Here is a 23058-nt window from a genome sequence, read left to right as displayed (position 1 = left end):
CAATGGAATTATGAGCAGTTATCGCTAAATAAATCATTTACATGAATAGCAAAAACCGGTTTCCCATTCAAGCTATGACATGTATTGCCCGCCATTTATGTCCAGGTTGGCGCCAGTAATGAATCCGGAGGTTTTTGCTGCCAGGAAAGCTACTGCCTCAGCCACTTCCTCAGGAGTTCCCAATCGTCCGACAGGAATATTGCTGATAATGCTTTTTAATACCTCTTCCTTCATTGCGGCTAACATTGGTGTCTCAATATAGCCTGGGGCAATGGTATTAACGGTAATGCCTTTATTAGCCACTTCCATCGCCAGACTTTTGGTAAAGCCGAATAGAGCCGCTTTGCTGGCTGCATAATTGCATTGCCCAAATTGACCTTTTCGGCCATTAATTGAAGAAATAGAAATTATTCGTCCGTAATTTTTTTCGAGCATGCCGGGAAGCACATTGCGGGTCATATTGAAAACACTGGTCAAATTGGCATCGATAACTTGCTGCCATTGCTCTGGTGTCATTTTCTTGAAGCTGGTATCAACAGTGATTCCGGCGTTGTTCACTAACACATCAATACGGCCATAGCGCTCATTAACCAGTGCAGTTAATTTTTCACAGTCCGCATAGTTTGCGATATCTCCATAAACGATATCGATATCGTAGCCAGCTTCTTTTTGTTCCTGCTGCCAACGTTTTGCTTCCTCGTGTTTACCGCCCTTGTAATAGCAGGCAATCACTTTATAATCTGCAGCCAGCCTTTGACAGATGGCGGAGCCAATCCCGCCTGTACCTCCGGTAACTAAGGCAATCATTTTATCCATAAATGAAACTCCCTTGTGTTTGAACGAATACCCTTACTTCAAAGGAAAATCCGTTTAATGTCAATGAAAATAAATGAGACAGGGTAACCGCCTCATTTAAACTTTTTTAATCCATTAGCAGTTGATCCATCAATCAGGATAACATTCTGTCAACCTGATATTTTTCTTGGATTATACGCGAACTGGTTTGGGCACATAGGCTTTGATTTGTTGCGCAAACTGATGTAATACCTCTAAACCGGATTCCTCAGCCTGCTTACACCAATGCTGCAACGCTTCAACCAACTCTTTCTGCGAAGAAGCCGTTTTTAGCCAAATACTTTGCAGGGACTGGCGATAAGTATAGACTACCCGCAGCTTTTCACGGCTGGCCAACAGTGCTTGCAGCCTGGACTTCGCCTTTGATGACAGTAAGCTGTCTTGTAACCGAAGTAAGCGCCCTGCGCGTTGGAACAATTTTTTCTGTGACTTGTCTTTGGCAATGACCGATTTTTTTTCAGTCTTCAGAACAGGACGGACAACATGCTTGTAATAATAAGACATGATTTGAAAGCGATTGCTGATGACAGCTCGGACAGTATCCAGATCAACGTGAACCTTGGCTGCATCTTTAGCAAGTTTAGGAGGCAGTTTTTTTACTTTGGCCAGGCCAACAGCAGACAGGCAGCGGATATAAAACCAGCCAATATCAAACTCCCACCATTTTACTGAGAATTTGGCTGAAGAGGCAAATGTATGGTGGTTATTGTGTAACTCTTCGCCGCCAATCCAGAATCCCCAGGGGAAAATATTGGTTGCGGCATCATGGCATTCAAAATTACGGTATCCCCAGTGGTGCCCTACTCCATTAATGACACCAGCTGCATGGAAAGGTATCCAGACCATCTGGATAGCCCAAATGGTAATCCCCGGAATACCGAAAAGCAGTAAATCAATCAGGAACATCAGCAAAATGCCTCGGGAAGAAAATCGACTATATACATTTCTTTCGACCCAATCGTTTGGCGTACCGTGTGAATATTTTTCAACCATCTCTTTGTCTTTGGATGCTTGCTTGTATAATTCAGCGCCTTCCCAGAGCACTTTTTTTAATCCTAGAACTTTAGGGCTGTGCGGATCGCCTTCTACATCCGTCGTTGCGTGATGCTTGCGATGAATGGCCACCCACTCTGCCGTTACCATTCCCGTTGTCATCCACAGCCAAAAGCGAAAGATATGGCTGACGACAGGATGAAGAGTCAATGCCCGATGGGTTTGATAACGATGTAAATATAAGGTCACGCCGGCGATAGTCATTTGAGTCAAAAGAAGGACTGCGACTACATATCCCCAGAATGAAAGATTTAAAAGGCCATAAATCATGAAGCTCTCCTGTAAAACTTACAGTAAATAGTTAGAACGGCTGAAAATTCTATAAACAATAAGGAAATGTTATGGATAAATTATCCATTTTTTGAATGCTTTTTTAAATCATAACATAATTTGCACAAATTCGCATTGCATCCTTGCAGATTGTGAACGATAATTTTAATTATATTTATAAATTCTGATCGAAGTCGATCATAATTATCCGAATTTGCATAGGCTTACGAATGAATGAGAAATTTCAGCAATTATTCCAGACACTTATTCCTTTTCTATTATTAGGAATCGCCATTTCTTTGCTGGTTGGCTTATTTATCATGTTCTCTTACGTTCTCGTCTGGGGAATTCTGATTGGCGGCACCTTATGGATCTTTGCAACCATAAAACGATTATTGTTTCCCTCAAAAAAAGTGGTAAAAACGTCCGGTCGAATTATTGAACACAAAGATCACGACTAATGCCTGAGCTGCCCGAAGTAGAAACCACGCGGAAAGCGCTTCTTTCTTGTTTACTAAACAAGCGGATCATCGATTGTACTCTCCGGTGCACTCAATTGCGTGTACCTGTCAATGCCCAATTTGCCGAACAGTGTAAAGGTCAGCGTATCTCTGCAATTTCACGCCGTGGTAAATACCTGCTGCTGCATTTATCTAATCAGGCATATATTCTTATTCATCTTGGCATGTCCGGTCATTTCCGCATCGTTTCGAAAGAGTTATTACCAGGTAAACATGATCATATTGACTTTCTGATAGAGGACGGCCAGATCCTGCGTTATAACGATACCCGCCGCTTTGGCCTATGCCTCTATACTGAGCTTAAGCCAGAACTGCATCCCCTCCTTGCCCATCTGGGCCCTGAGCCTTTATCTGATGAATTCTCTCCAGCCTATCTTTATCAGATTAGCCGCAAGCGCAAACAGGCCATTAAATCCTTTATCATGAATAATGATGTCGTTGTTGGAGTAGGGAATATTTATGCTAGCGAGAGCCTGTTTATAGCTGGAATCAATCCCCTACGCTCTCCTGATGTGCTTGATTTGAGCGATTATGACCGCCTGGTCAAGGCGATTAGAGAGGTGCTGGTAAGGGCGCTAGAGGCCGGGGGGACGACTTTAAAAGATTTCATATCACCCCATGGCAAGCCCGGATATTTCGCCTTTGATCTACAGGTGTACGGCCGGGAAGGGCAACCTTGTTTGACCTGCTCCAGCCCGATTGAAAGCACGCGTATTGGTGGTCGAAGCTCTGCATTTTGCCCTGTATGCCAGAAGCTGAGCCAGTCTTGACAAGCGAAGCGCACTAAAGCTTACTTAGCACTTAGCAAGAGACAATTTGAATTTCTTGAAGTATTATCAGGATAGGTTTTTTTCTCTAGAGCTTTTATGAAGATTAGCAAGCTGCGTACTTTATGGATTTCGCTAATTTCTGTGGGTTATACCGCTAGTGCCTGTGCCCGCGCTATTGTCAAAAACTGGCGTGGAACCATTACACGTCCCTGGGTTGATCAGGTCATTCATCGCTGGTCGGATAATCTGCTGCGTCTGATTGGTGTGGAATGTAAAATAATTAATCCCAATAATGTTGCTCCCGTTGCAGGCCAGCCTACCATCCTGATGTGTAATCATACGAGCTTGTATGATATTCCTCTTGGTTTCAAAGCGTTCCCCCATCATTCCATACGCATGCTGGCCAAAAAGGAATTATCCAGAATCCCGATTATGGGCAAAGGAATGGCAGCGGCGGAATTTCCATTTGTTGATCGGCATAATCGGCATCAGGCGATTAAAGATCTTGCTGAGGCGCGCAAGCTAATGGAAAGCGGGATCGTCATATGGATTGCACCAGAAGGGACACGCTCAAAAAATGGGCGTCTCGCTGCCTTCAAAAAAGGGGCCTTTATTACTGCCATTCAGGCACAGGCCATGATCATTCCCATAGGCATTCGCGGCGCATACGATATTCTGCCTGCCCGGACCATGCAATTCAATCTGAACCAGGTTGCTGAAATCCACGTTGGGGAAGCAGTCGATGCATCCCAATACAGTATGGAAAATAAAGAAGAGCTGGTTAAGAGGGTTCACAAAATTATGAAGCAGCTGGTTGGTGAAAGTGAAGCCTCCCCAGCTGAACCGGCTAATGTTTTAGGCCATAGCCTGTCGGAGTCTGAGAAATAACCGCTGCCAATCCAATATTCCTTGGATCAGAGGCAGCAATAATAATGTTCCTCTGTTTATCCCAGGTTATCGCCTGCATGTCGCCATAGCTTCGATCCAAAGGCATTAGTTGATAACCCATCTTTTTTAATTGCTCCTGAGTCTGGGGTGGGAAAGCATCAGGCTCAAATTGCAACCAGTCGGGTAAATACTGGTGATGAAAACGCATTGCAGAGACCATACTAATCGCACCGCCATAATCATGGAAAGCCAGTGTTGCCAGTAATACCATGGTGGGTATGCGGCTGCCTCCCGGGGTTCCAACAATCGCGAGACGGCCCGGCATTTCCAGAAAGGTTGGCGTCATACTGGATAATGGTCTTTTTCCCGGTTCAATCACATTCATTTCGCTACCCACCAGCCCATAAACATTCTTTTGCCCAGGCATCGCAGAAAAATCGTCCATCTCATCGTTAAGCAGTACACCCGTCCCTTCGGCCACCACGCTGGAGCCAAAAATGTAATTTACACTCAGAGTTGCAGAAACCCGATTCCCTTCCTTGTCCAGTATGGCAATATGGGTTGTGTTTTTCCCTTCGTGAAAAAATCGGCTCTCGGAAAGAGTTTGACTGGGCGTTGCTTTATCGGCTGATATAAACTGGCGCAATTTCTTCGCTTCTTTAGCAGAAACCAGACGGTTTACCGGGATTTTGACAAAATCGGGATCGGCAAGTGTCTGGTTTGCCTGCCAATAGGCCAGTCTCATGGCTTCCACCACATGATGGATCCATTGCACCCGCCCGAGGGATTCCAGGGGAAAAGCGCTTAGTATATTTAGCATCGTCAGCAGCTCAACACCACCCGCTGAAGGGGGCGGCACGGTAACAACAAGCATGTTATGGAATGCGCCTTGCAGAGGCTCACGCTCCTTCACCTGGTATTTCGCCAGATCGTTTAAAGTCCAGATCCCCCCGGCAGATTTTACGCCATTCACCAGTTTTTCAGCAATTTCTCCCTGGTAAAATCCCTGTTGCCCTTTAGCGGCCAGCAGTCTCAGGGTTTTGGCCAAATCAGGCTGTTTCAAAGATTCACCCAAGGTATAGGGATCACCGTTTTCGTGCAAAAACACTTTTGCTGTTGCAGGATACTTTCGCATTTGTTCCAGGCGGTCGCTCATGGTTGAAAACTGATAAAAGTGCACATCGACCGTGAAACCCTCCTCCGCAAGCCTGATTGCCGGGGCGAGGCTCTCAGATAGAGGTAAACGCCCATAATGCGAGGCGATATACGCAAGTGCTGCCGGCTCGCCGGGGATTGCTGCCGCCAACCCCCCGTTTAATGAAAGCTCAGGAATCAATTTACCATTTTCATCCCAGAACATCTTTTTATGTGCCGCAAGCGGGGCAACTTCCCGTCCATCAATAAGTGTATTTTTTTTATCCTCTGCCCGATGCAACAACCAGAATCCGCCACCGCCTAAACCGCTATGATAGGGGGCAACAACAGCCAGGGACGCACTGACAGCAATCACTGCATCAAAGGCATTACCACCCTTCGCCAATATTTCAAGACCGGCATTTGTTGCCAGAGGATGGGCCGAGGCAACGGCATAACCAGCGGGTTTATCATGAATTGCAGCGGCCAGTGACAGACCTGAAATCAGTATACATATCGAGAAAACCATTCCCTTCATCGTCAGCAGCTCTTCCTTTCAGCAAAAGCCTTAACAACACAAGGCGGTACAAATTGGGAAATATCGCCATTTAAATTGGCAATTTCTCTTACCAGTGTGGATGAAATAAATAATAGATTTTCAGACGGCGTTAAAAACAGGGTTTCTATATCCCGGCACAATTTCCTGTTCATACCGGCTAATTGGAATTCGTACTCAAAATCATTTACTGCACGCAGACCGCGCAATATGATGCCGGCCTTCTGTTCCTGGACAAAATCAATCAACAAGCTGTTGAAGCCTACAACCGTGACTCCAGGAGTATCTTTTAATGCTTCCCTTAATAATTCGAGACGCACATCCAGAGAGAAGAAAGGGCGTTTAGCTTCATTTCCGGCCACGGCGACGATCAACTCGGGAAATATTTTTGCCGCCCTGCTGATGATATCGACATGCCCGTAGGTTACTGGATCAAAAGTTCCCGGATAAACTGCTCGATGTTTCATAATGTTAGTCTTGATTGCAAGTTGTTTCAGTCTAGCGTATTGTATTTAAAAAGACTATCCATATCTTGCTGCTCATTGGATTCACTACCATCATCTTCTAAGGGACATGCAATGAATGCATTAAAATATTTAGGATTCATATCACTTGTCTGCCTTGCTGCCTGTGCCCCCAAGCCGCCGGTCGCCGAGATGCAGCCAGACACACTGGCAGCTGCTGAGCCGCCTCCAGCAGACTCCTCAATCCCGCCATCCGTCCCGGATCTCAAGAATGCAAAAAATGTAATTACTAATGATGGAAAAACTACCGACGCAGGAAAAGGCGTAATCGGTAAAAACGCAAGAGCAGAAAAAGCAAACAGCAGCACCGCAGTGGCTAAAACGGCAGCGAATTCCATTTCCTCCTGGGAAGTATCCGGGGCGATGGCGGCTCGAAGCAAAAATAAAGCCTGGAGCGCCTCAGTGAACTGGGTTCAACGCGGAGCCAGCAATTATCAGATTCGACTGTTCGGACCTCTGGGCAGCGGTACAGTGCTGATTCAAAAACAAGGCGGGCAAGTTAGTTTCCGTGACGGTCCAAAATCGGCAAGCTCCAGTAATGCCGAACAGCTGTTGCTGCAGCAAACCGGCGTTCGTTTGCCAGTAAGCAGCCTCTATTATTGGGTACGCGGCGTACCCGCCCCTGGCAAAGTACAGTCAGCCGTAAAAGACTCCTCCGGTTATCTGAGTCTCTTGAGGCAGGCAGGCTATACCATTCAATATTTGGGTTATACCAAAGCAGGCAATGCCTACTTGCCCAGCCAGATCAAACTCCAGGGCAATGGCGTATTTATCAAATTTATTATCAAGCGCTGGAAAGTCTAACAGTACAGCCCGTTTGCTTGCAAGCGGGCTGTGCAGTACGGGTATTCGCTTTTTTTTCCCGCGTCTTCTATAGTTTTTGACAGCAGGAAAAATTTTTAAGATATCATCATTGACATCGATGCGATTTATCTGCAAAATACGCAGCACATTGCAGCGAAGCGCTCAATGTCTCAATGAAGGAATCTAAAGTTTATTGGGGTGTCGCCAAGTGGTAAGGCACAGGGTTTTGATCCCTGCATACCTAGGTTCGAATCCTAGCACCCCAGCCATTTTTCTTGTTAATTCAAGTAAACAGACGGCAGAAGATAACCGGGAAGGATGCGTTCACCGGATCGCTAAAATAATAATTATATCTTTCTGGCTGTCTTCTGCTATGTGTTTAAGTTAACTGATTAAACTAATCGAAGGCTTGTTACACATGTCGACTATGATGCTCTTTACAGGCAATGCCAATCCAGAATTGGCTCTCAGTATTGCTACTTATTTGCAAATTCCTATAGGCCAAGCTTCTGTTGGAACTTTCAGCGATGGCGAAACCATGGTTGAAATCCTTGAGAATGTCCGCGGCAAGGATATTTTTGTTATCCAATCCACCTGCGCCCCAGCCAATGACAACCTCATGGAGTTATTGACTATGGCTGATGCATTAAGACGTTCCTCAGCGGGACGTATCACTGCAGTGGTCCCCTACTTTGGCTATGCCAGACAAGATAGGAGGGTACGTTCTGCCAGGGTTCCCATCACCGCTAAGGTCGTTGCCGATATGATGGCCTCGGTGGGGATCTGCCGTGTACTAACCGTTGATTTACACGCCGATCAGATTCAAGGCTTTTTTTATATGCCAGTGGATAACGTTTATTCTACGCCAATTCTATTGGAAGATATTAAACAGCAGAATCTGAATAAACTGATGGTTGTCTCCCCTGATGTTGGCGGCGTGGTTCGAGCCCGTGCAATGGCCAAACGTCTGAATGACGCCGAATTATCAATTATCGATAAACGAAGAAGCGGCCCTAACAAGTCAGAAGTAATGCATATTATCGGCGAACCAAACGGAAAAAATTGCCTTATCATTGATGATATTGTCGACACCGCAGGCACTCTCTGCTCAGCTGCACTTCAGCTGAAACGGAATGGTGCCATCAGCGTAAGGGCTTATATTACACATGCTGTACTGTCTGGTCCTGCAGTGAATAATATTATGGAGTCCTCTCTTGATGAAGTGGTAGTGACTGATACCATTCCTTTATCAGAGAAAGCCAGACAATGCCCGAAAATTCGCACCGTCAGCCTGGCTGACATGTTAGCGCAGGCAATCAAGCGGGTGAATGTTGAAGAATCAGTTAGCTCTATGTTTGCTGATTAATCATTGATGGAATGATCGAGGGGCTGGCAATCGGCTCCCGGTGAATGCTGAACTAATCAACTAACCGCAGCGCAGACCATCGAATCCCCGCGGCATCGACCGCGGGGCCGAAAAATAGAGAATGAAAAGGCACAAAACAGATACCCGGAATAGGCATCCTGTGGGCCCCGCGGTGTTTTCGCGGGGATTCGATAGCTAATGCATTTGGTGTGATAGCTATCAGTCGATGTCTGGGGTCTCGAAGAGTATTCACATAAATTTCATCATTACTTTTGCTGCAAATTACTGTACATTCATAATCCTCAAATCGAATAAATATTAAAATGAACAAACTATTATTAATCCTCCTAGCTAGCTCAATTTGCATAAAAGTGAATGCAAAAACCACACTGGAATATTCTGAATTATTTAAAAACTATGATGCCTGCTTTATTCTTTACAGCGTTAATGAGCATAAAATAGTGAGTGAATATAATCCGAATAATTATTGTAACCAGAGAATTTCTCCTGATTCGACATTCAAAATTGCTTTATCATTAATGGCTTTTAATCAAGGGATCATAAACCAGGAGACTGTCTTTAAATGGGATGGCAAAAAAGGGGTGATACCTGAACATGAAGGCGATCAAACCCCTAGTAGCTGGCTAAAATATTCAGTTGTTTGGGTATCTCAGCAAATTACTCCCCAATTAGGTTATGCTCGCATCAAGCACTATTTGGCAGGTTTTGATTATGGCAATCAAAATTTTGATGGAGATCAAGGCATGAATAATGGTATCACCCATGCCTGGCTTAGCAGCAGCTTAAAAATTTCTGCTATGGAGCAACTTCATTTCTTACAATCAATGCTCAGCAACGAACTGCCCGTTTCGCCCGTAGCGGTGTTACATACAAAGGAAAATTTGTATATCGGAAAATTAGATAACGGTGCAGATTATTTCGGTAAAACAGGGTCCGGTCGACATGGCCGTAACGAACGATTAAGCAATCCCAGTAAACTGCGTGATGGCTGGTTTGTCGGATTTATTCAAAAAAATAATCAACAATATATTTTCGTAAGTAATTTAACTGACAAACAGGTACAAGCATCAATCGATAAATTGGATGGTAGTTTAAAACCATTCGGCAGCCAGTTATTAAAACCAATCACAATGAACATATTAAATAATTATTTCTCAAATTAAAGACCACAATGCCTGGAGCGCTGGCTATGCATTATAACTCAGCCAGCACTCCCACAAATTAATCAACTGATAAAATAATTATTCACTTTAATTTGAAATTAACAGATAATTATTGGACATTTAATATTTACGGCAAACAGAGCGTTTACAGGCTGTAACGTAGAAAGCTTCTGGATATAAATGCTTGATTATCAATCTGAATTAGAAAAACTAAACCTGCTCATAAAGGATGCTGAAACGGGTGTGCTGCCAATTACCCAATCACGCCTTACTACTCTTTACAATACCCGTTCAATGCTAGGCCTTTATTTGTATATAAAACCCACCTCATCCATAAAACAAATTAAGAAATTGGCTCTTGCAAAAAATTTTACTCTGGCAGAAGTGGGAGATGACCCGCTATTGTTCAAAAAAAAATTAAAAGTTCTCATAAAACGCAATCTGGGGATTTACAGCGATTTGGATTTGCTTGAATACATGCTTTTACAGCTCAAGCCTTTTATAGACAAGAACAAAACCTTCGTCGATTTTTCGAACCAGCTCCGACAGTTTATGGTATTGGAAAAAGGCGAATTGAGAGACAATCTCGCATCATTTGGTGATCATTTGCTTGCTTATTTGCAATCACAACGATCTCTAAGTTATGAAGAACAGCATAGCATTTTGAATCTTGTCCAGATTTGCAAGAACAGACGTTTTTTTCGAGAAAGGCGCTATCTATGGCCGCTCAGTGAACTTCACCCAGATCCAAACGATTTGGAAAGCCCTTTCAATGCGCGAAATGTTCGCCCACCGCTTCATCATTTACTGCAGGCCGTCAATTTCTCTATTGTCTATGTTTCCACAGGTTTTGGCGCAGGACCGGGATTAGGCCATACTTTGCTGCATCTGGGAGAAGACAAGGGCTATGTTCATATTAATGGACTTTATAATTATCCAATTTATGTTAGCGATGCGCATTTCAGAGATTTCTATCTTGATAAATGGCAAAAGCGGGTCATCGCTATTCAAAAGGTGAATGTTCCTAATCCAGATGGGGCAATGCGTGAACTAGTGCAGCTGTGTCAGAAAACCTGGCTATGGGGTGGTCCACTGCATAATTGTTTTCATTTTTGCAAACAGATCCTTCTGGCCGGAGGTGCCTCTTTGAAAGAAATTGATGGTTTCTGCGTTCCTAATCATCGGCTTTTACAGCAGGCGCTTATTGATTTCGCACCCTTGGATCTCAGCCAATGGACGCCCCCTGACTATTCGAGTTCTACTGAATCAGATCCTGATTTGAATTTATTTAAAACCATCCCCATCCAGGAATGGACCAGCCAAAGCAATGGGACGGAACAACTGCTTGATAAAATGATCTCCAATCTTGGGAATCTCTATATTTGGCAGAAACCTTTGCAAAAAGAGCGATTGGAAAAAAAACTAGATGAAATTAAACAGCAGCATCCATCTACTAGTCATTCATTACACAAACAAGAAACGCTTATTCAGAAAATTGGGCAGCTTGATTCTTACACCGCAAAAGCAGTGGCTAACACAGTAATCAGTAAAATCAAGGGCAGTAACTGGCCTTTACAATACTTCGGCGGGAGTATCATCCAGATTCAAGATCCAGGGAATGGTGAGATAACTCATAAAAGAGTCCCGCGAAATATGGCCCGAATGGTAGCGATTCACCAAAAGCATTTGAAAAAAGAACCCGTTGATTATGTAAGCATGCTTAATGAGATGTGCTACATTGGTTTTGAAGCAGGGCTAAAAAATCAAAATCGATGGACTGCCATTCGGGGAAGGCATCAGCTTACAAAGGATTTTTACCAATTATTTCATAGTATGGTAAGAGTAAGCTCTTGTTTCAGTAACCACAGAAATGATGAGATACAACCAGAAGATGAGAGACTGAGGCAGGCTGGGCTGTAAAGCCCAGCTATAACTACCGTTGGGCTTTATAGCCCAACCTACTGAATTAATCCCTTGTTCCAACGTATTTGTCGTCGAAATAGCGACGCAATTTGGTTCTTAATGTACCGCGGCTGATTCCCAGCATCACTGCAGCGCGCGATTGATTATATTTGCAATGTTCCATAACTGCTTTGAACAATGGTGTTTCAATTTCTTCCAGAACAAATTGGTATAAATCAACAGGATCAGTGCCCTTCAGCTCGGAGAAATATTTCTGTACAGATTGAGTCACACATGCCGCCAGTGACGAAGTTGTATCGCCGGCTTCACTACTGATTGTTGTCATTATTATTAACTCCTCCTTAGAAAAACAGCATCTTACCCAATTGGGCAATTCCTGACAAGTATAGGTTTAGTAATTTACAAATTTTACTCACAAAAAATCACCTGCTCAGCATAAATTTGAATCAAGCCGTTGATTTTTAATGAAATGGAGTGATCTGGGCCTCCAGATCACTCCACGGGATTAGAATTTCAGCATTGCTGGAGTGAATGGTTTGGTATTCACTATAAATTGTCCCTGATTCAGGCTCAACTCAACAACATAATCGTTGCCTTGTTGAACGATTAGGCCTGATTGCAGCATCGATGCAATTTGCTGATCAGTCATAGCAGCTGCTTGTTGAGTGGTGTCGGGGGTACTGGCAGTAGTCGCTGCGGCAGTATTACCTCCCTGAGCCTGTGCATTCTGAATTTGCTGAACGAGTTCCTGCTGAGCAGCCTGGGAGCCCAAACGTTGTTTGTTGGATTGTGTCATGAGCTTTTTCAGAATAGGAGCTGGCACTTTTAATTTGCCATTACCCTGAATTTTCTGCATTACCTCAAATGGATTGCCGATATCTCCCTTAGGCAGGCTGACCAACAGCGTACCCTCGATTGTACCTTCGGGCATAGCGAAACTCAGTTCTGATATTTCAAACTCGGCTCCACGGGCAAATAACTTGGGTACATCAGGCAACATCGCCATTAGGGCTTGTTGTTTTTCCTGCTCACTACCTTGCTGCGCCTGCTGGATCTGCTGATTTAATTTAGCCAATACATTCGCGTCAAGATTTCTTATTGCCAGTTCAAAATTGCCTGGGCCATAAGTTTGCCCTTCAATGAGCATTTTATTTAAGGACACTTTGAAATGAGAATTGAATAAGTCACCATCGATATCGCTGCTGGAATACATATCCAAACCATCCAGCTCGAAGAGACTTGTTGTATCAGCCTTGACCACCACAGAAGGAAATGAAATGCTGGCATCGCCAAAGTACAAACCATTATCCGCTTTATAAAGGTTATATTCAGAACTGATTTCACCGATTGAGCCAGTTACCTTGGCATCTGGTTTGGCAAAACGCATTCCCTCAATCGTAATGTCCCCTTTGACCTTATCGATATTTGAAGTAATTGTCGTTGCACTGCTCATACCTAACCATTCAAACTCACCGCCGCCTTGCTGGGCAACCATCTTGAATGAAGGTATTTCCATTTTTACACGGCTGTTGTTTAAATAATTTACAAACAAACTTAACTTCAACTGAGGAGCGGTAGAATCAGCAGTAAACATTTGTTTGAATTGTGCTTGCGCCTCATCAGGTAATGGAATTGTTGTTTCCGCATAACCGAGACCAAAACGAACGCCTTTGTGGAAAATAATAGGACCATGATAAACAGTCAAAGGCATTTGCCCCTGGAAATCCTGTGCAGGAATTGTTACTGTCTGGCCATTTTCATCGGTTTCCACACGCTCAGGCGCGTGAAACTTCCAGTTCAGTTTAGCATCTGACTTGAATAATCCTTTATGATATTCTGGTATATCGATAAATATATTGTTGGACTGATTGACAATTGCAGCGTCTTTTTTTATGGTGCGTTCAGTCATTACACCCATACCAAAATAACCACCAATGATTAGAGCGGCCAATATCACCACCACTCCCAAAAGTTTTTTCATTATTATCTCCGTGTTAGTCTAACTCATCAGTTATTAAAACGAATAAAAGTCAGCGAAAGAATTCCAGATAATTAAAACACGAGATGACCTAACTAGCAAAAGAAATACGATAAAAATCTTTAAAATTGAACAGGCTGTGAAAATTAGGGTCTAGTTATAGGCTTGGTATTTGCTGGGCTTTACCGCTCAGCCTAGGATGGGCTGAGCAGTGGCGAATTATTTATTTTCCTTAATGCACTTCGCGAACCGGATGACAGTATGTTTCTTTGACTGTTAGAGCCAGAATCAGCGCAACTAATGAGCAAAGAGGCAAAATCTTCAGTCCCGCCTGGAAATCAGCCAGTAATAAGTTTTCCAGATTATAAGCTCTGGGGCCGGCTGCTTTATCTACCAGCCAGCCGACTAAAGGTTGCATACAGGCCCCGACGAAAATGGATGCCATATTGGTGAATGCGATTGCCGTTCCCAGCACTTTACCATCCTGAATCTCGGTAGATACAGCATAGGCAATTGCCACACCTGTATTGGTAATCCCAAAGGCAAAGAATAAGAAATAAGCAGTAGCGGTATCCATTGAAGGAATGAAAACAAACAGCGAACTTAAAATCAGACCAAAAATAGCGGATGCGATCATTAGCGGTTTGCGCCGCCCCATACGGTCGGAAAGCCATCCGGAAAGCGGGCCGCTAATCCCCCAGCCGATGAAAATCAATCCCGTTGCGAAAGCTGCAGAATGTGCTGACAATCCCCTTCCATATTGTAAATAAGCGGGTCCAATCGCTTCGCCGATTACAGCAGTCGGGCCGAATAGAAATCCGGCATAAAGGGCATTTAACCAGGTTTGACGATGTTTCAGAACGATCACCAGGCTTTGCAGAATGCTGATTTTAGCGGGCTGCTTTTTGACTTCCCGTCTTGGTATTCCGGGTTGATCCTGTACAAACTGATAGAGAAGACCGGCTAAAGCAATGAACAAAAATGCAATGATTAACATGCTGTGGCGCCAACCGACATTTGAAACCAGGAATGATACTGGTGCCTCACCTGCAGCCGCACCCAGCATCCCAAGTGATTGAGTCAAGCCAGATAGAAGGCCAAGCATTGCCGGAGGAAACCAGGAAGTCGCCAATCTCAATGAGCTTACAAAAGCAAATGCCGCACTGAAACCAATCAGCATACGGCCAACAGAAGCCATCATTAAGCCATCTGCCAGGCCAAATACACAGCATCCCAGGGCTGTAATTAATGACATCACCGTTAATATGCCGCGGATACTCAAACGATCGACGGTTAACCCTACAGGGATCTGCATGATGATATAGGGAATATAGAATGACGCGGTAAGTATGCCGAAACCGGCCTCATTTATTCCAAAATCAATTTGCAGGCTGCGATGCATTACTCCTGGAGCGACTCTGGCCATGTAATCCGAAAAATAAAAAGCGGCGGCTAATCCCCATACCAGCCAGGCAAATGCCAGCTGCTTTTTACAACCTATTTTTTCATTTTGTGAGAGGGCAATTTTATTCATATATTCACTGTGGTTGCTTGGTTAATCCTTTAGTATCACGCGATCTCAATCATAAAAACCCATCACTATGATTAGAAAATCGTCAGACTTGAGCTTACATTATACTGAGAACCCATCATATTTCAACAATTCTACATAGTGCTCAAAAGCAGGCATTAATTCAAGCTTAAATTGACGCCGGGCAATCATTTTTATGAGTACTAATACCAATCTCTCGGCTCCAATGGAATCAGGAACCACATCAGCAGATATAAGAGAAAAGCCGCTCCTCCTAAAATAAAAAATAAAACAAAGGCAAAACGAACCCAAAATGGATCGACGCCAAAATAAACCGCCAGCCCGCCACAAACACCGGCAATTTTTCTGTCTCTACGTGAACGCCACAATTTACGATACGGGGGTTTTACTGGTTCCATGTTAATTAGAAAGAAGGAGGGAGTTACTGAGTGTAGCAGGCATACAAGGCAGAAATAAAGATTCAATCCATTTGCAGTGAAGATCCTCTGGCAAAGACCCCGTGGAGTCCAGCTATAATCCGCACTCCCGTTTTAATCCTTCTTCAATAATTGAAAGACCGGTGTTTAAATCGCTTAGCCTGGTAGAAAGCGGCATGAGCAAGCGGATAACATTGCTGTAGGTTCCACAGTTCAGTATGACAAGGCCATGTTCAAGGCAATAGCGCGCCAGGTTGGCAGCCGCTTCCCTGTTGGGCGCCCGGCTGTCTTTATCCTTCACCAGCTCAATGCCCCGCATCACTCCGAGGCCGCGGACATCGCCTACTATGTCATAGCCTTCTTTAAATGCCTGGAGCCGCTCTTCGAGCACAGCGGACAGTGCTGTGACATTTTTCAGGAGACTCCCCTCTTCAAATAGTTTGAATACTTCAAGGGCTGCCGCACAACTCAAAGGATTCCCACCAAAGGTGCCTCCAAGCCCTCCCTCCATGGCAGCATCCATCATTTCAGCCCTGCCAGTTACCGCAGCAATCACTGTACCGCCGCCGAGTCCTTTGGCAGTGAGGGTGAGATCAGGTTCAACCCCAAGCGTATCCATGGCAAACAACTGACCTGTCCGACCAAAGCCTGACTGGATTTCATCAGCAATCAGAATTAACTGATTGGCCGTACAGAATTCACGCAGCATTTTCAAAAAAGCAGTCGGAAACTGTAGAAATCCCCCCTCCCCAAGAACAGGCTCAAGAATCACTGCTGCAACATTCTCAACACCCACACGAAAACTGACCAACTCGACAAAATCATTAAATGCTTCTTCCACACAGTTCTTCCCGCACCAGCGGTATTCATAAGGGAATGGTGCGCGATGAACCTCTGAGAGGAAGGGGCCAAAACCCTGCTTGTAGGGTTTGTTTTTTGCAGTAAGTGCCATCGCCATATAGGTACGCCCATGGTAAGCATGATCAAAGCAGATAATGGCCTGTTTCCCGGAATAAGCACGAGCAATCTTTATTCCATTTTCAACCGCCTCCGCCCCTGAGTTTAATAGCAGCGATTTTTTTTCGAATGTTCCCGGAACATGGAAATTCAGCTTTTCGCATACCCGGATATAATTTTCATAGGGAAGAATATTAAAACTTGTATGCATGAATTTCTCCGCCTGCGCCTTGACGGCATTCACGAGGCTTTCTGGAGTATGGCCTGTGTTAACCACCCCAATACCCGATGAGAAATCCATGAAGACATTGCCATCAACATCTTCTACAAATATCCCTTTTGCCCTCTCCACAAAAACCGGGGTCGCATGGAAAGGCCCGCGGGCAACATGCTGGCGGCGTTCTTCCATCAGCCGCTTTGATTTGGGGCCGGGAATTGCTGTTTTAATGCTGATTTGTTTCATTCATACCATCCAATGGGTGTTTCATCCAGATTAATATTAACCTGTTTTACCTCAAGATAACTTTCAATGCCATACAATCCAAGCTCACGGCCAGAACCGCTTTGCTTATACCCTCCCCAGGGCATTTCATTATAAGTGGGGTGATAATGATTAACCCATAAAATGCCTGCACGCAGCTGCGATGTGACTCGATGGGCGCGTGTGATATTTTTTGTCCAGACTGCTGCGGCTAAACCATAATGGGTATCATTAGCAATCCGAATGGCCTCTTCCTCGGAATCGAAAGGAATAACAACGAGGACAGGGCCGAAAATCTCTTCTCGCGCAATACGCATATCTGTTTTCACTTCATCAAAGATAGTGGGCTCAAGAAAATTTCCCCTCGAAAACGCTTCGCCGGTTGGCCTTTTTCCGCCGCAGAGCAATTTGGCGCCTTCCTCTATGCCAATTCGAATATAATCCTCTACTTTAGCCCGGTGGGCACTGGAAACCAAAGGCCCCATTTTGACACCAGCATCCAGCCCATGGCCTAACTTGATATTGGGAATCTTCTTAAGCATTCCTTCGATAAGATCCTTATGAATGGAACGCTCAACGATTAAACGCGAGCCTGCTGAGCAAACTTCCCCTTGATTGGCGAATGCCCCAAAAAGGGCACCGTCAATTGCCATTTCCAGGTCACAGTCGGCAAACACAATATTGGGATTTTTACCGCCTAACTCCAGCGAGATTTTTTTCAGATTGCCGGTAGCTGCCTGCATGATTTTTTTACCCGTCAATGTCCCGCCTGTAAAGGCAATCTTATCCACTAATGGATTACTGCTTAATTCCTCCCCCGCTCCGGCGCCTGGGCCGGTTATCAGATTGACGACCCCTGGCGGAAATCCGCATTGATCAATCAATTCAAATAATTCGAGTGCAGTGATGGGGGTTAATTCCGAGGGCTTCAAAACCACTGTATTGCCAGCAGCTAATGCCGGCGCGAGTTTCCAGGCAGCCATCAGCAGGGGAAAATTCCAGGGAATTATTTGGCCGCAGACACCGACTGGTTCCCGAACTACATAACTGAATGAGTTGGCCGGAACTGACATAGTTTCGCCATGAATTTTGGTGGTAAGCCCTGCGTAGAATTCAAAACAGTTTGCAGCATCCGCAATGTCATACTCTGCCTCAGCCAGGGGTTTGCCGCAATTTCTTGTTTCCAGTTCAGCCAGGCGGCCAGCGTTTTCACGAATTAGGTCGGCAAGCTTAAATAGCAGTTTTCCACGATCAATCGCCGATACTTTACGCCATTCGCCATTATCAAAGGCAGCGCGCGCAGCCTCAATGGCAAGCACTGCATCATCTTTGGTGCTTTCAGGCACTTTTGCAATGAGATCGCCATTGCCTGGATCAATAATATCGCGGGTCGCACCGTCCTTTGCCTGGGTAAATTCGCCATTAATATACATTTGGTAAGTTTTCATGTTCGCCCCATTATCCGTCAATCCATGCGCTTTTTACGGCAAGCAATTTATTTTACAGGTTTTATTGAAGTATATTACATGAGATTAAATTTACATTAGAATCAAAAATAATATTATCTGTTTAATATTTGTTAATTTTAGCTTAATATTAGGCCTCTTAAATGAAAGATTTACAAGAGGTTATTTGTATGAGCCTTACACCACGGCATGAGTACTATTTATTACTGTCCATTATTGAAGTCGGGCTAAACCTCGCGCAGCAGCATTGTACGCCCCAAGACGTAACCGAACTCCAGGCATTTAAAAAATTAGTTTCAGAGAATCTCCTGCCCAAAATCCAGCATTCGGAAGAGAAACAATCCTTTAAGCATTTTATAGACGAATATAAGTCCAGCCTGTTTGAGTTATTCTCAAGGCTATTTCAAATTTCACCTGCCATGAAGAATTTTGACTTTTTATTTAGCGACAAGAAGCTGAATAAGTCACTCAAAAATAAAACTGCCCTCGAAAGCGGCGAGTTGATTCAGGATCATACCAATTTAAAACTGAAGGACTATGTTAAAAAAAGAGGGGAGGAATTTAAGGAGCCGATCTCTCCACGAGGCAACCATTCCAGGCAACACACTTTTTATAAATCGCCGCCAACATCGCCTCTCCCGACGAGGCGCCCCCTGCCAGCCCACGAGAAAAAAACCATAGAGGACAAGGGTTTTACGACTCTCGGAGGTTATTTTGAAGCCCTGTTTTCTATAGACGATGAAAAAGCCAGCAAATTTATCGTGGATCTGGTACGAAAAAAAGACAAACATACCTTTGCACAAATATTACAGATATTTAACCTGGCTTGTAAAAACAGGAAAATTTCGCAGGTTTTATCTGAGCATCTATCTGAGGATGAAATGTTAGCGGTTTACAGCCACTTACTGAAATTTGAACCGCTGGAAACCTGGTGCCGTAGCGATAACTTGTTGCCTCAGTTATTTCTTGCAAAACAGGAGCAAGTCGCATTTAAAGAAAGCACATGGGAGCAAATTTCTTCCCTGTCGCCTTTTATCGCTCGAATTAATATTGATATTGAAAATTATACGACCCAGCAGATAGATTTTCAGGCAGAGCCCGAGGATATCAGCAATCTGCAGGATCAATTCAGGCATGTCCTGCAATACCTGCTGTCTCCTGATCGATTTCCACCGCTAATGCAAAGGTTTTTAAAGTTAGCTTACGCCGATTTGGCCCGTAAATGCCCCACCCCAGAGGAGGCTATGCGTATGTTCCTGGCCTTTATTTTATTGAGGTTTATCAACCCGGTTTTTGTTGAGAAAGCATCGCCTCAGGACAGTCAATCACAAATCATCCAAAGACGCATTCTTACAAATGCCCTTCAATCGATTTCCTCACCTTCCTCTTGTACAGAATCTCTAACAGGGGAGCGGCATGTGCAAAGGGACATATTCTATCCCGTAACAAAAGATGAAGCCTTTAGAAGATCAATTCACCACTTACTTTCTACAGGTCTCCAACTGGAAAACACCATTACGGAGCATGGATGCTCAGCCCAGTCTGAGCCTGAATTAAGCGAGGACCAGGGCATTCTAATATTAGGCAAACTCGTCGATGAGTTTTTCCCCTTGAAACTTAAAAACGCCCGGATAGTCGAATCCAGATCTGAAGATAAAAAGCCCAATATTCAGACATTTTTTGAAAGAATGGGAACTTCGCCCAGAGACGACGGGTCACCTATATCGGCTAGCGCAAGTCTTAGTTTGGTATAAGGGCAACCTTGAACAAAGGGTCCCGGTCAAAGCCCGTTCGAATCCCCGCGGCACCGACCCATAGCTTACACAAGTGCATGAGAATTAAAAGCTATCGAATCCCCGCGGTCGGTGCCGCGGGGATTCGGACGGAGAAAATATTGGTGTAGATAACTACGGCTGCCACCGCGGGGATTCGGCGGGCGTTTTGCCGCTGGATCTGCAGATTTTAACCAAATACCCGATTAATCGAAAGGCTCACGGACTGCGTACTCAAACGCAGGGAGGAATTAAAGGCGACAAAACCACCATTTAAGCCCTGATTTATTTCTGGTGTGAATGCCAGCGAGTGATTCACTCTGAACTTTTCCGTCCGTGAATAGGTATAATTTGCCATCAGGAACCAGGCAGGATTGAGGTAGTACGCCATACCCGCCTGAACAGCCCCACCCCACAACCATTTTTCTCGAGAGAAGCCCTTCAAATTACCAATGTAATAACCCGAGAGTGTGTCTGAACTGCCATAGACAGTATGTTCCGCTTTTTGCCAGGAGGGACCTATGCCTGCGTAAAGAAAACTGTTTCGGAATGAATGGCCAATCAATACCGGCAATAGAAATTGCTGATCCATTTTGGTTTGAAAACCATCTACCAGTAACTCATTGCTCACATTCTCAAGTGCATTCACAAAATGGACTGACGCAGCTTTTCCAGTCGTTTTTAACCGCGAAGGTTGATAGACAAACTCCAGGCCCCACAGCCAACCGTTTTCACTAAACGATCTGAAATAACCTGCCTGAAACTGAGGGACAATCCGGTCATCCGAATCACTATCGGCTGTCCTTGCGCCCGTGAACACTCCCAGGGGTGGAAAACCGCTGACCGCATCAAGCGTTGCAGACGCATTGGATTTTACCCGCAAATCCTCGTAGGCAGCACCCACCCCCAGGAAAAAGCCGCCCATTGCCGGTGAGGAAGGTCCAATTTCGCCGACGCTGCCTGCAATTGCGGTTGAAATAAAACAATTTAATGCCAATAGGCCAATTCCCTCGGTCTTCATATAAGTCGCCGCCTTAATAGTAACAATTGTTTAAGTTATCGTTCGGACAGTTACAAGTACCCGAAAAAGTAATATGTCCGTTGACAATCGATTGCACCGTACTCGTACAAGAGGGAGTTCCCCTGATAGTGATTGTCGCCCCTGGGAAAAGCAGATATTGAGGCCATGTGGCATCACTTGGCCCTGGTTTCCCTGCACTGCTGGCAGTAATCGTCACTGGAACGCCAGTAGCGGGATTTGTCTGCCTGATGGCAAGCGTGTAAGGATGGCCAAACCCGACAATGGTTAGCAGGCTGCCATTTGAGTAACCCTGACAAGCCTTTGAGGAGACTATTTTATTCACAGGAACCATTCCGGCTGCTTTCTGCACACAATTAGCGTCAAAAAGCCCATAATGCCCTTCAGCGGAAGTGCTGCCCTTATTAGGCTCGTCATAAGCTTCAAATGCCAGAACAGCAATTGCATATCCGGAAGCTGCTACAAAATTCGCGGTGCCAGCCTGATAAAGTGCCTGGTAATAAGCTGCGGCATTGGCAACACTGGGGGCACAGGGACCAGGGGAATTACAGGCATACTCACCGGTGGAACCCGCTGTTGCCCAACCCGTTTCCGCAGACATCAGTACACGGCCGGGTGTATAAAATGGCTGTTGGGCGGCTGCCGGTAAAGCGGGAGGATTGGCGGAGCCAACTACACGCAGATAATCCCAGGCTAATGAGTTTTGTGCCTGATTATTTGTACTTAAAGGCGGGGTCCACACCGAGCTGGCCACTGGCACGCCCCATTGAAAAGGATAAGGATCAAAGGCTAAAGGGGCAGTCGGTGAATAGCTGTTCGCTAATGTGATCATATCATTGGTAATTGCCACGCTTGGAGTCACCAGATTCCCGCTAACCAGTGCGGAACTGACCGGGGTAGCAAGTCCTGCCGCGGTCAGGCTGCTCTGCAGGGCTGTTACTGCGGAAGTCAGATAAGTGATATTGGATACGCCTGGGTTGTTACAAGGGGGGATCACATTTCCCGCCTCGCAGTAATTTTCATGACCCGCAAAAACCAGGATGACGGTGTCATTGAAAACAGACTTCCCGACCCGCGCAATCACTGCATTGAGGGTGGCTTGCGCGCAGGGAATATAACCCTGTCCTGCCGATGGAACCGGGCATGCACCACTAACTGGCGAATCTGCCGGTTGCTGGGGAATGACTGCCTCATAAATAACCTTCATTCCCAATGCATGGGCCTGATTAATAATTTCAGCCCAGGAGTAGATGGTGGTCTGATACGAACGAACGGTAGAAAATCCAGCCTCCCGCAACTGCAGCAACTCCATATAGACATTACTAATGGGCGTTCCCGCGCCATCATTGCCTACAATGAATACATCATGGTTGTTTAAGGCAACATTACCAGCATAATGATTGGGTTGATAATCAACGCCTACCAGGTGGTTGAAATTAAATGCGGAAACCGCCGCTGAGTAAGATAACAAAAAGACCGGCAATTTGTTTAAAAACGACATTCTGATCGTCCCTGTGATAAGTCAGTGCCACGTACTTTAACATGAAAA

20 protein-coding genes and 1 tRNA gene are annotated in these 23058 nt (G+C 44.9%); 9 read left to right on the top strand and 12 right to left on the bottom strand.

The features are described from left to right. Nucleotides 1–72: 72 nt before the first annotated feature. Complete coding sequence (gene phbB / locus DYH42_RS01540; protein WP_058523278.1) at nt 73–816, bottom strand: acetoacetyl-CoA reductase; 744 nt, start codon at nt 814–816, stop codon at nt 73–75. 171 nt (nt 817–987) lie between these two features. Then, a complete protein-coding gene (locus DYH42_RS01535) occupies nt 988–2178 on the bottom strand; it encodes a DesA family fatty acid desaturase (RefSeq protein ID WP_058523277.1) in 1191 nt (396 codons plus the stop codon). 230 nt (nt 2179–2408) lie between these two features. On the opposite strand from DYH42_RS01535, the gene DYH42_RS01530 reads away from it, so the two are divergent. The 3 genes from DYH42_RS01530 to DYH42_RS01520 all read left to right on the top strand — a co-directional run bounded on the left by DYH42_RS01530 (nt 2409) and on the right by DYH42_RS01520 (nt 4357). After that, nucleotides 2409–2639 carry a hypothetical protein gene (locus DYH42_RS01530; protein WP_058523276.1) on the top strand — a complete coding sequence of 77 codons (231 nt, stop codon included), beginning with the start codon at nt 2409–2411 and terminating at the stop codon, nt 2637–2639. Beyond that, on the top strand, nt 2639–3469 hold the full coding sequence (mutM, locus tag DYH42_RS01525) for a bifunctional DNA-formamidopyrimidine glycosylase/DNA-(apurinic or apyrimidinic site) lyase (protein ID WP_058523275.1): 831 nt from the start codon (nt 2639–2641) through the stop codon (nt 3467–3469). The genes DYH42_RS01530 and mutM overlap by 1 nt, the downstream gene beginning before the upstream one ends. Before the next feature lie 96 nt (nt 3470–3565). Next, a complete protein-coding gene (locus DYH42_RS01520) occupies nt 3566–4357 on the top strand; it encodes a lysophospholipid acyltransferase family protein (RefSeq protein WP_058523274.1) in 792 nt (263 codons plus the stop codon). On the opposite strand, the gene ggt is transcribed toward DYH42_RS01520, so the two are convergent. Continuing rightward, entirely contained in the window at nt 4317–6020 is a 1704-nt protein-coding gene (gene ggt, locus DYH42_RS01515; RefSeq protein ID WP_237759001.1) for a gamma-glutamyltransferase, read from the bottom strand. The genes DYH42_RS01520 and ggt overlap by 41 nt on opposite strands. An 11-nt stretch (nt 6021–6031) precedes the next feature. After that, complete coding sequence (gene coaD / locus DYH42_RS01510) at nt 6032–6514, bottom strand: pantetheine-phosphate adenylyltransferase (protein ID WP_058523272.1); 483 nt, start codon at nt 6512–6514, stop codon at nt 6032–6034. Between the two features lie 111 nt (nt 6515–6625). Here coaD and lolB point away from each other — a divergent pair, with 111 nt between their 5' ends. The 5 genes from lolB to DYH42_RS01475 all read left to right on the top strand — a co-directional run bounded on the left by lolB (nt 6626) and on the right by DYH42_RS01475 (nt 11845). After that, on the top strand, nt 6626–7375 hold the full coding sequence (gene lolB / locus DYH42_RS01505) for a lipoprotein insertase outer membrane protein LolB (protein WP_237758993.1): 750 nt from the start codon (nt 6626–6628) through the stop codon (nt 7373–7375). 194 nt (nt 7376–7569) lie between these two features. Then, nucleotides 7570–7644: transfer RNA gene (locus DYH42_RS01500), tRNA-Gln, on the top strand. 149 nt (nt 7645–7793) lie between these two features. After that, nucleotides 7794–8741: a ribose-phosphate pyrophosphokinase gene (locus DYH42_RS01490; RefSeq protein ID WP_058523271.1), complete on the top strand. Its 948-nt coding sequence runs from the start codon at nt 7794–7796 to the stop codon at nt 8739–8741. A 323-nt stretch (nt 8742–9064) separates the two neighbouring features. Next, a complete protein-coding gene (locus tag DYH42_RS01480; protein ID WP_058523269.1) occupies nt 9065–9925 on the top strand; it encodes a penicillin-binding transpeptidase domain-containing protein in 861 nt (286 codons plus the stop codon). A gap of 180 nt (nt 9926–10105) precedes the next feature. Then, nucleotides 10106–11845: a hypothetical protein gene (locus DYH42_RS01475; protein WP_058523268.1), complete on the top strand. Its 1740-nt coding sequence runs from the start codon at nt 10106–10108 to the stop codon at nt 11843–11845. A gap of 46 nt (nt 11846–11891) precedes the next feature. On the opposite strand, the gene DYH42_RS01470 is transcribed toward DYH42_RS01475, so the two are convergent. The 6 genes from DYH42_RS01470 to DYH42_RS01445 form a co-directional block, all read right to left on the bottom strand. After that, the gene (locus DYH42_RS01470) at nt 11892–12173 is read right to left on the bottom strand and encodes a helix-turn-helix domain-containing protein (protein WP_058507199.1); all 282 of its coding nucleotides are present in this window, start codon (nt 12171–12173) and stop codon (nt 11892–11894) included. 180 nt (nt 12174–12353) lie between these two features. Next, nucleotides 12354–13829 (bottom strand): YdgA family protein, encoded by a 1476-nt coding sequence (locus DYH42_RS01465; RefSeq protein ID WP_058523267.1) that lies wholly within the window; start codon nt 13827–13829, stop codon nt 12354–12356. Nucleotides 13830–14058: 229 nt separating this feature from the next. Continuing rightward, nucleotides 14059–15360: an MFS transporter gene (locus tag DYH42_RS01460; RefSeq protein ID WP_058523266.1), complete on the bottom strand. Its 1302-nt coding sequence runs from the start codon at nt 15358–15360 to the stop codon at nt 14059–14061. Between the two features lie 200 nt (nt 15361–15560). Beyond that, on the bottom strand, nt 15561–15776 hold the full coding sequence (locus tag DYH42_RS01455) for a PspC domain-containing protein (RefSeq protein ID WP_058523265.1): 216 nt from the start codon (nt 15774–15776) through the stop codon (nt 15561–15563). A 112-nt stretch (nt 15777–15888) separates the two neighbouring features. After that, a complete protein-coding gene (locus DYH42_RS01450; RefSeq protein ID WP_058523264.1) occupies nt 15889–17214 on the bottom strand; it encodes an aspartate aminotransferase family protein in 1326 nt (441 codons plus the stop codon). Then, nucleotides 17211–18680, bottom strand: coding sequence for an aldehyde dehydrogenase family protein (locus DYH42_RS01445; RefSeq protein WP_058523263.1), 1470 nt, complete (start codon nt 18678–18680; stop codon nt 17211–17213). Before DYH42_RS01445 ends, DYH42_RS01450 begins: the two co-directional genes overlap by 4 nt. Nucleotides 18681–18841: 161 nt before the next feature. Between DYH42_RS01445 and DYH42_RS01440 the strand changes: the two genes are divergently transcribed. Continuing rightward, on the top strand, nt 18842–20452 hold the full coding sequence (locus DYH42_RS01440; protein ID WP_131792972.1) for a RasGAP domain-containing protein: 1611 nt from the start codon (nt 18842–18844) through the stop codon (nt 20450–20452). 208 nt (nt 20453–20660) lie between these two features. Here DYH42_RS01440 and DYH42_RS01435 read toward each other — a convergent pair whose 3' ends face one another. Continuing rightward, nucleotides 20661–21491 carry an outer membrane beta-barrel protein gene (locus tag DYH42_RS01435; RefSeq protein WP_058523261.1) on the bottom strand — a complete coding sequence of 277 codons (831 nt, stop codon included), beginning with the start codon at nt 21489–21491 and terminating at the stop codon, nt 20661–20663. 13 nt (nt 21492–21504) lie between these two features. Beyond that, nucleotides 21505–23010, bottom strand: a complete 1506-nt coding sequence (locus DYH42_RS01430; RefSeq protein WP_058523260.1) for a glycosyl hydrolase family 17 protein — start codon at nt 23008–23010, stop codon at nt 21505–21507. Nucleotides 23011–23058 lie beyond the last annotated feature (48 nt).

This window comes from Legionella birminghamensis (assembly GCF_900452515.1).
GTDB lineage: Bacteria > Pseudomonadota > Gammaproteobacteria > Legionellales > Legionellaceae > Legionella_C > Legionella_C birminghamensis.
The sequence above is the reverse complement of the archived record's forward strand: the minus strand, read 5'-3'. Positions and strand labels throughout refer to the sequence as shown.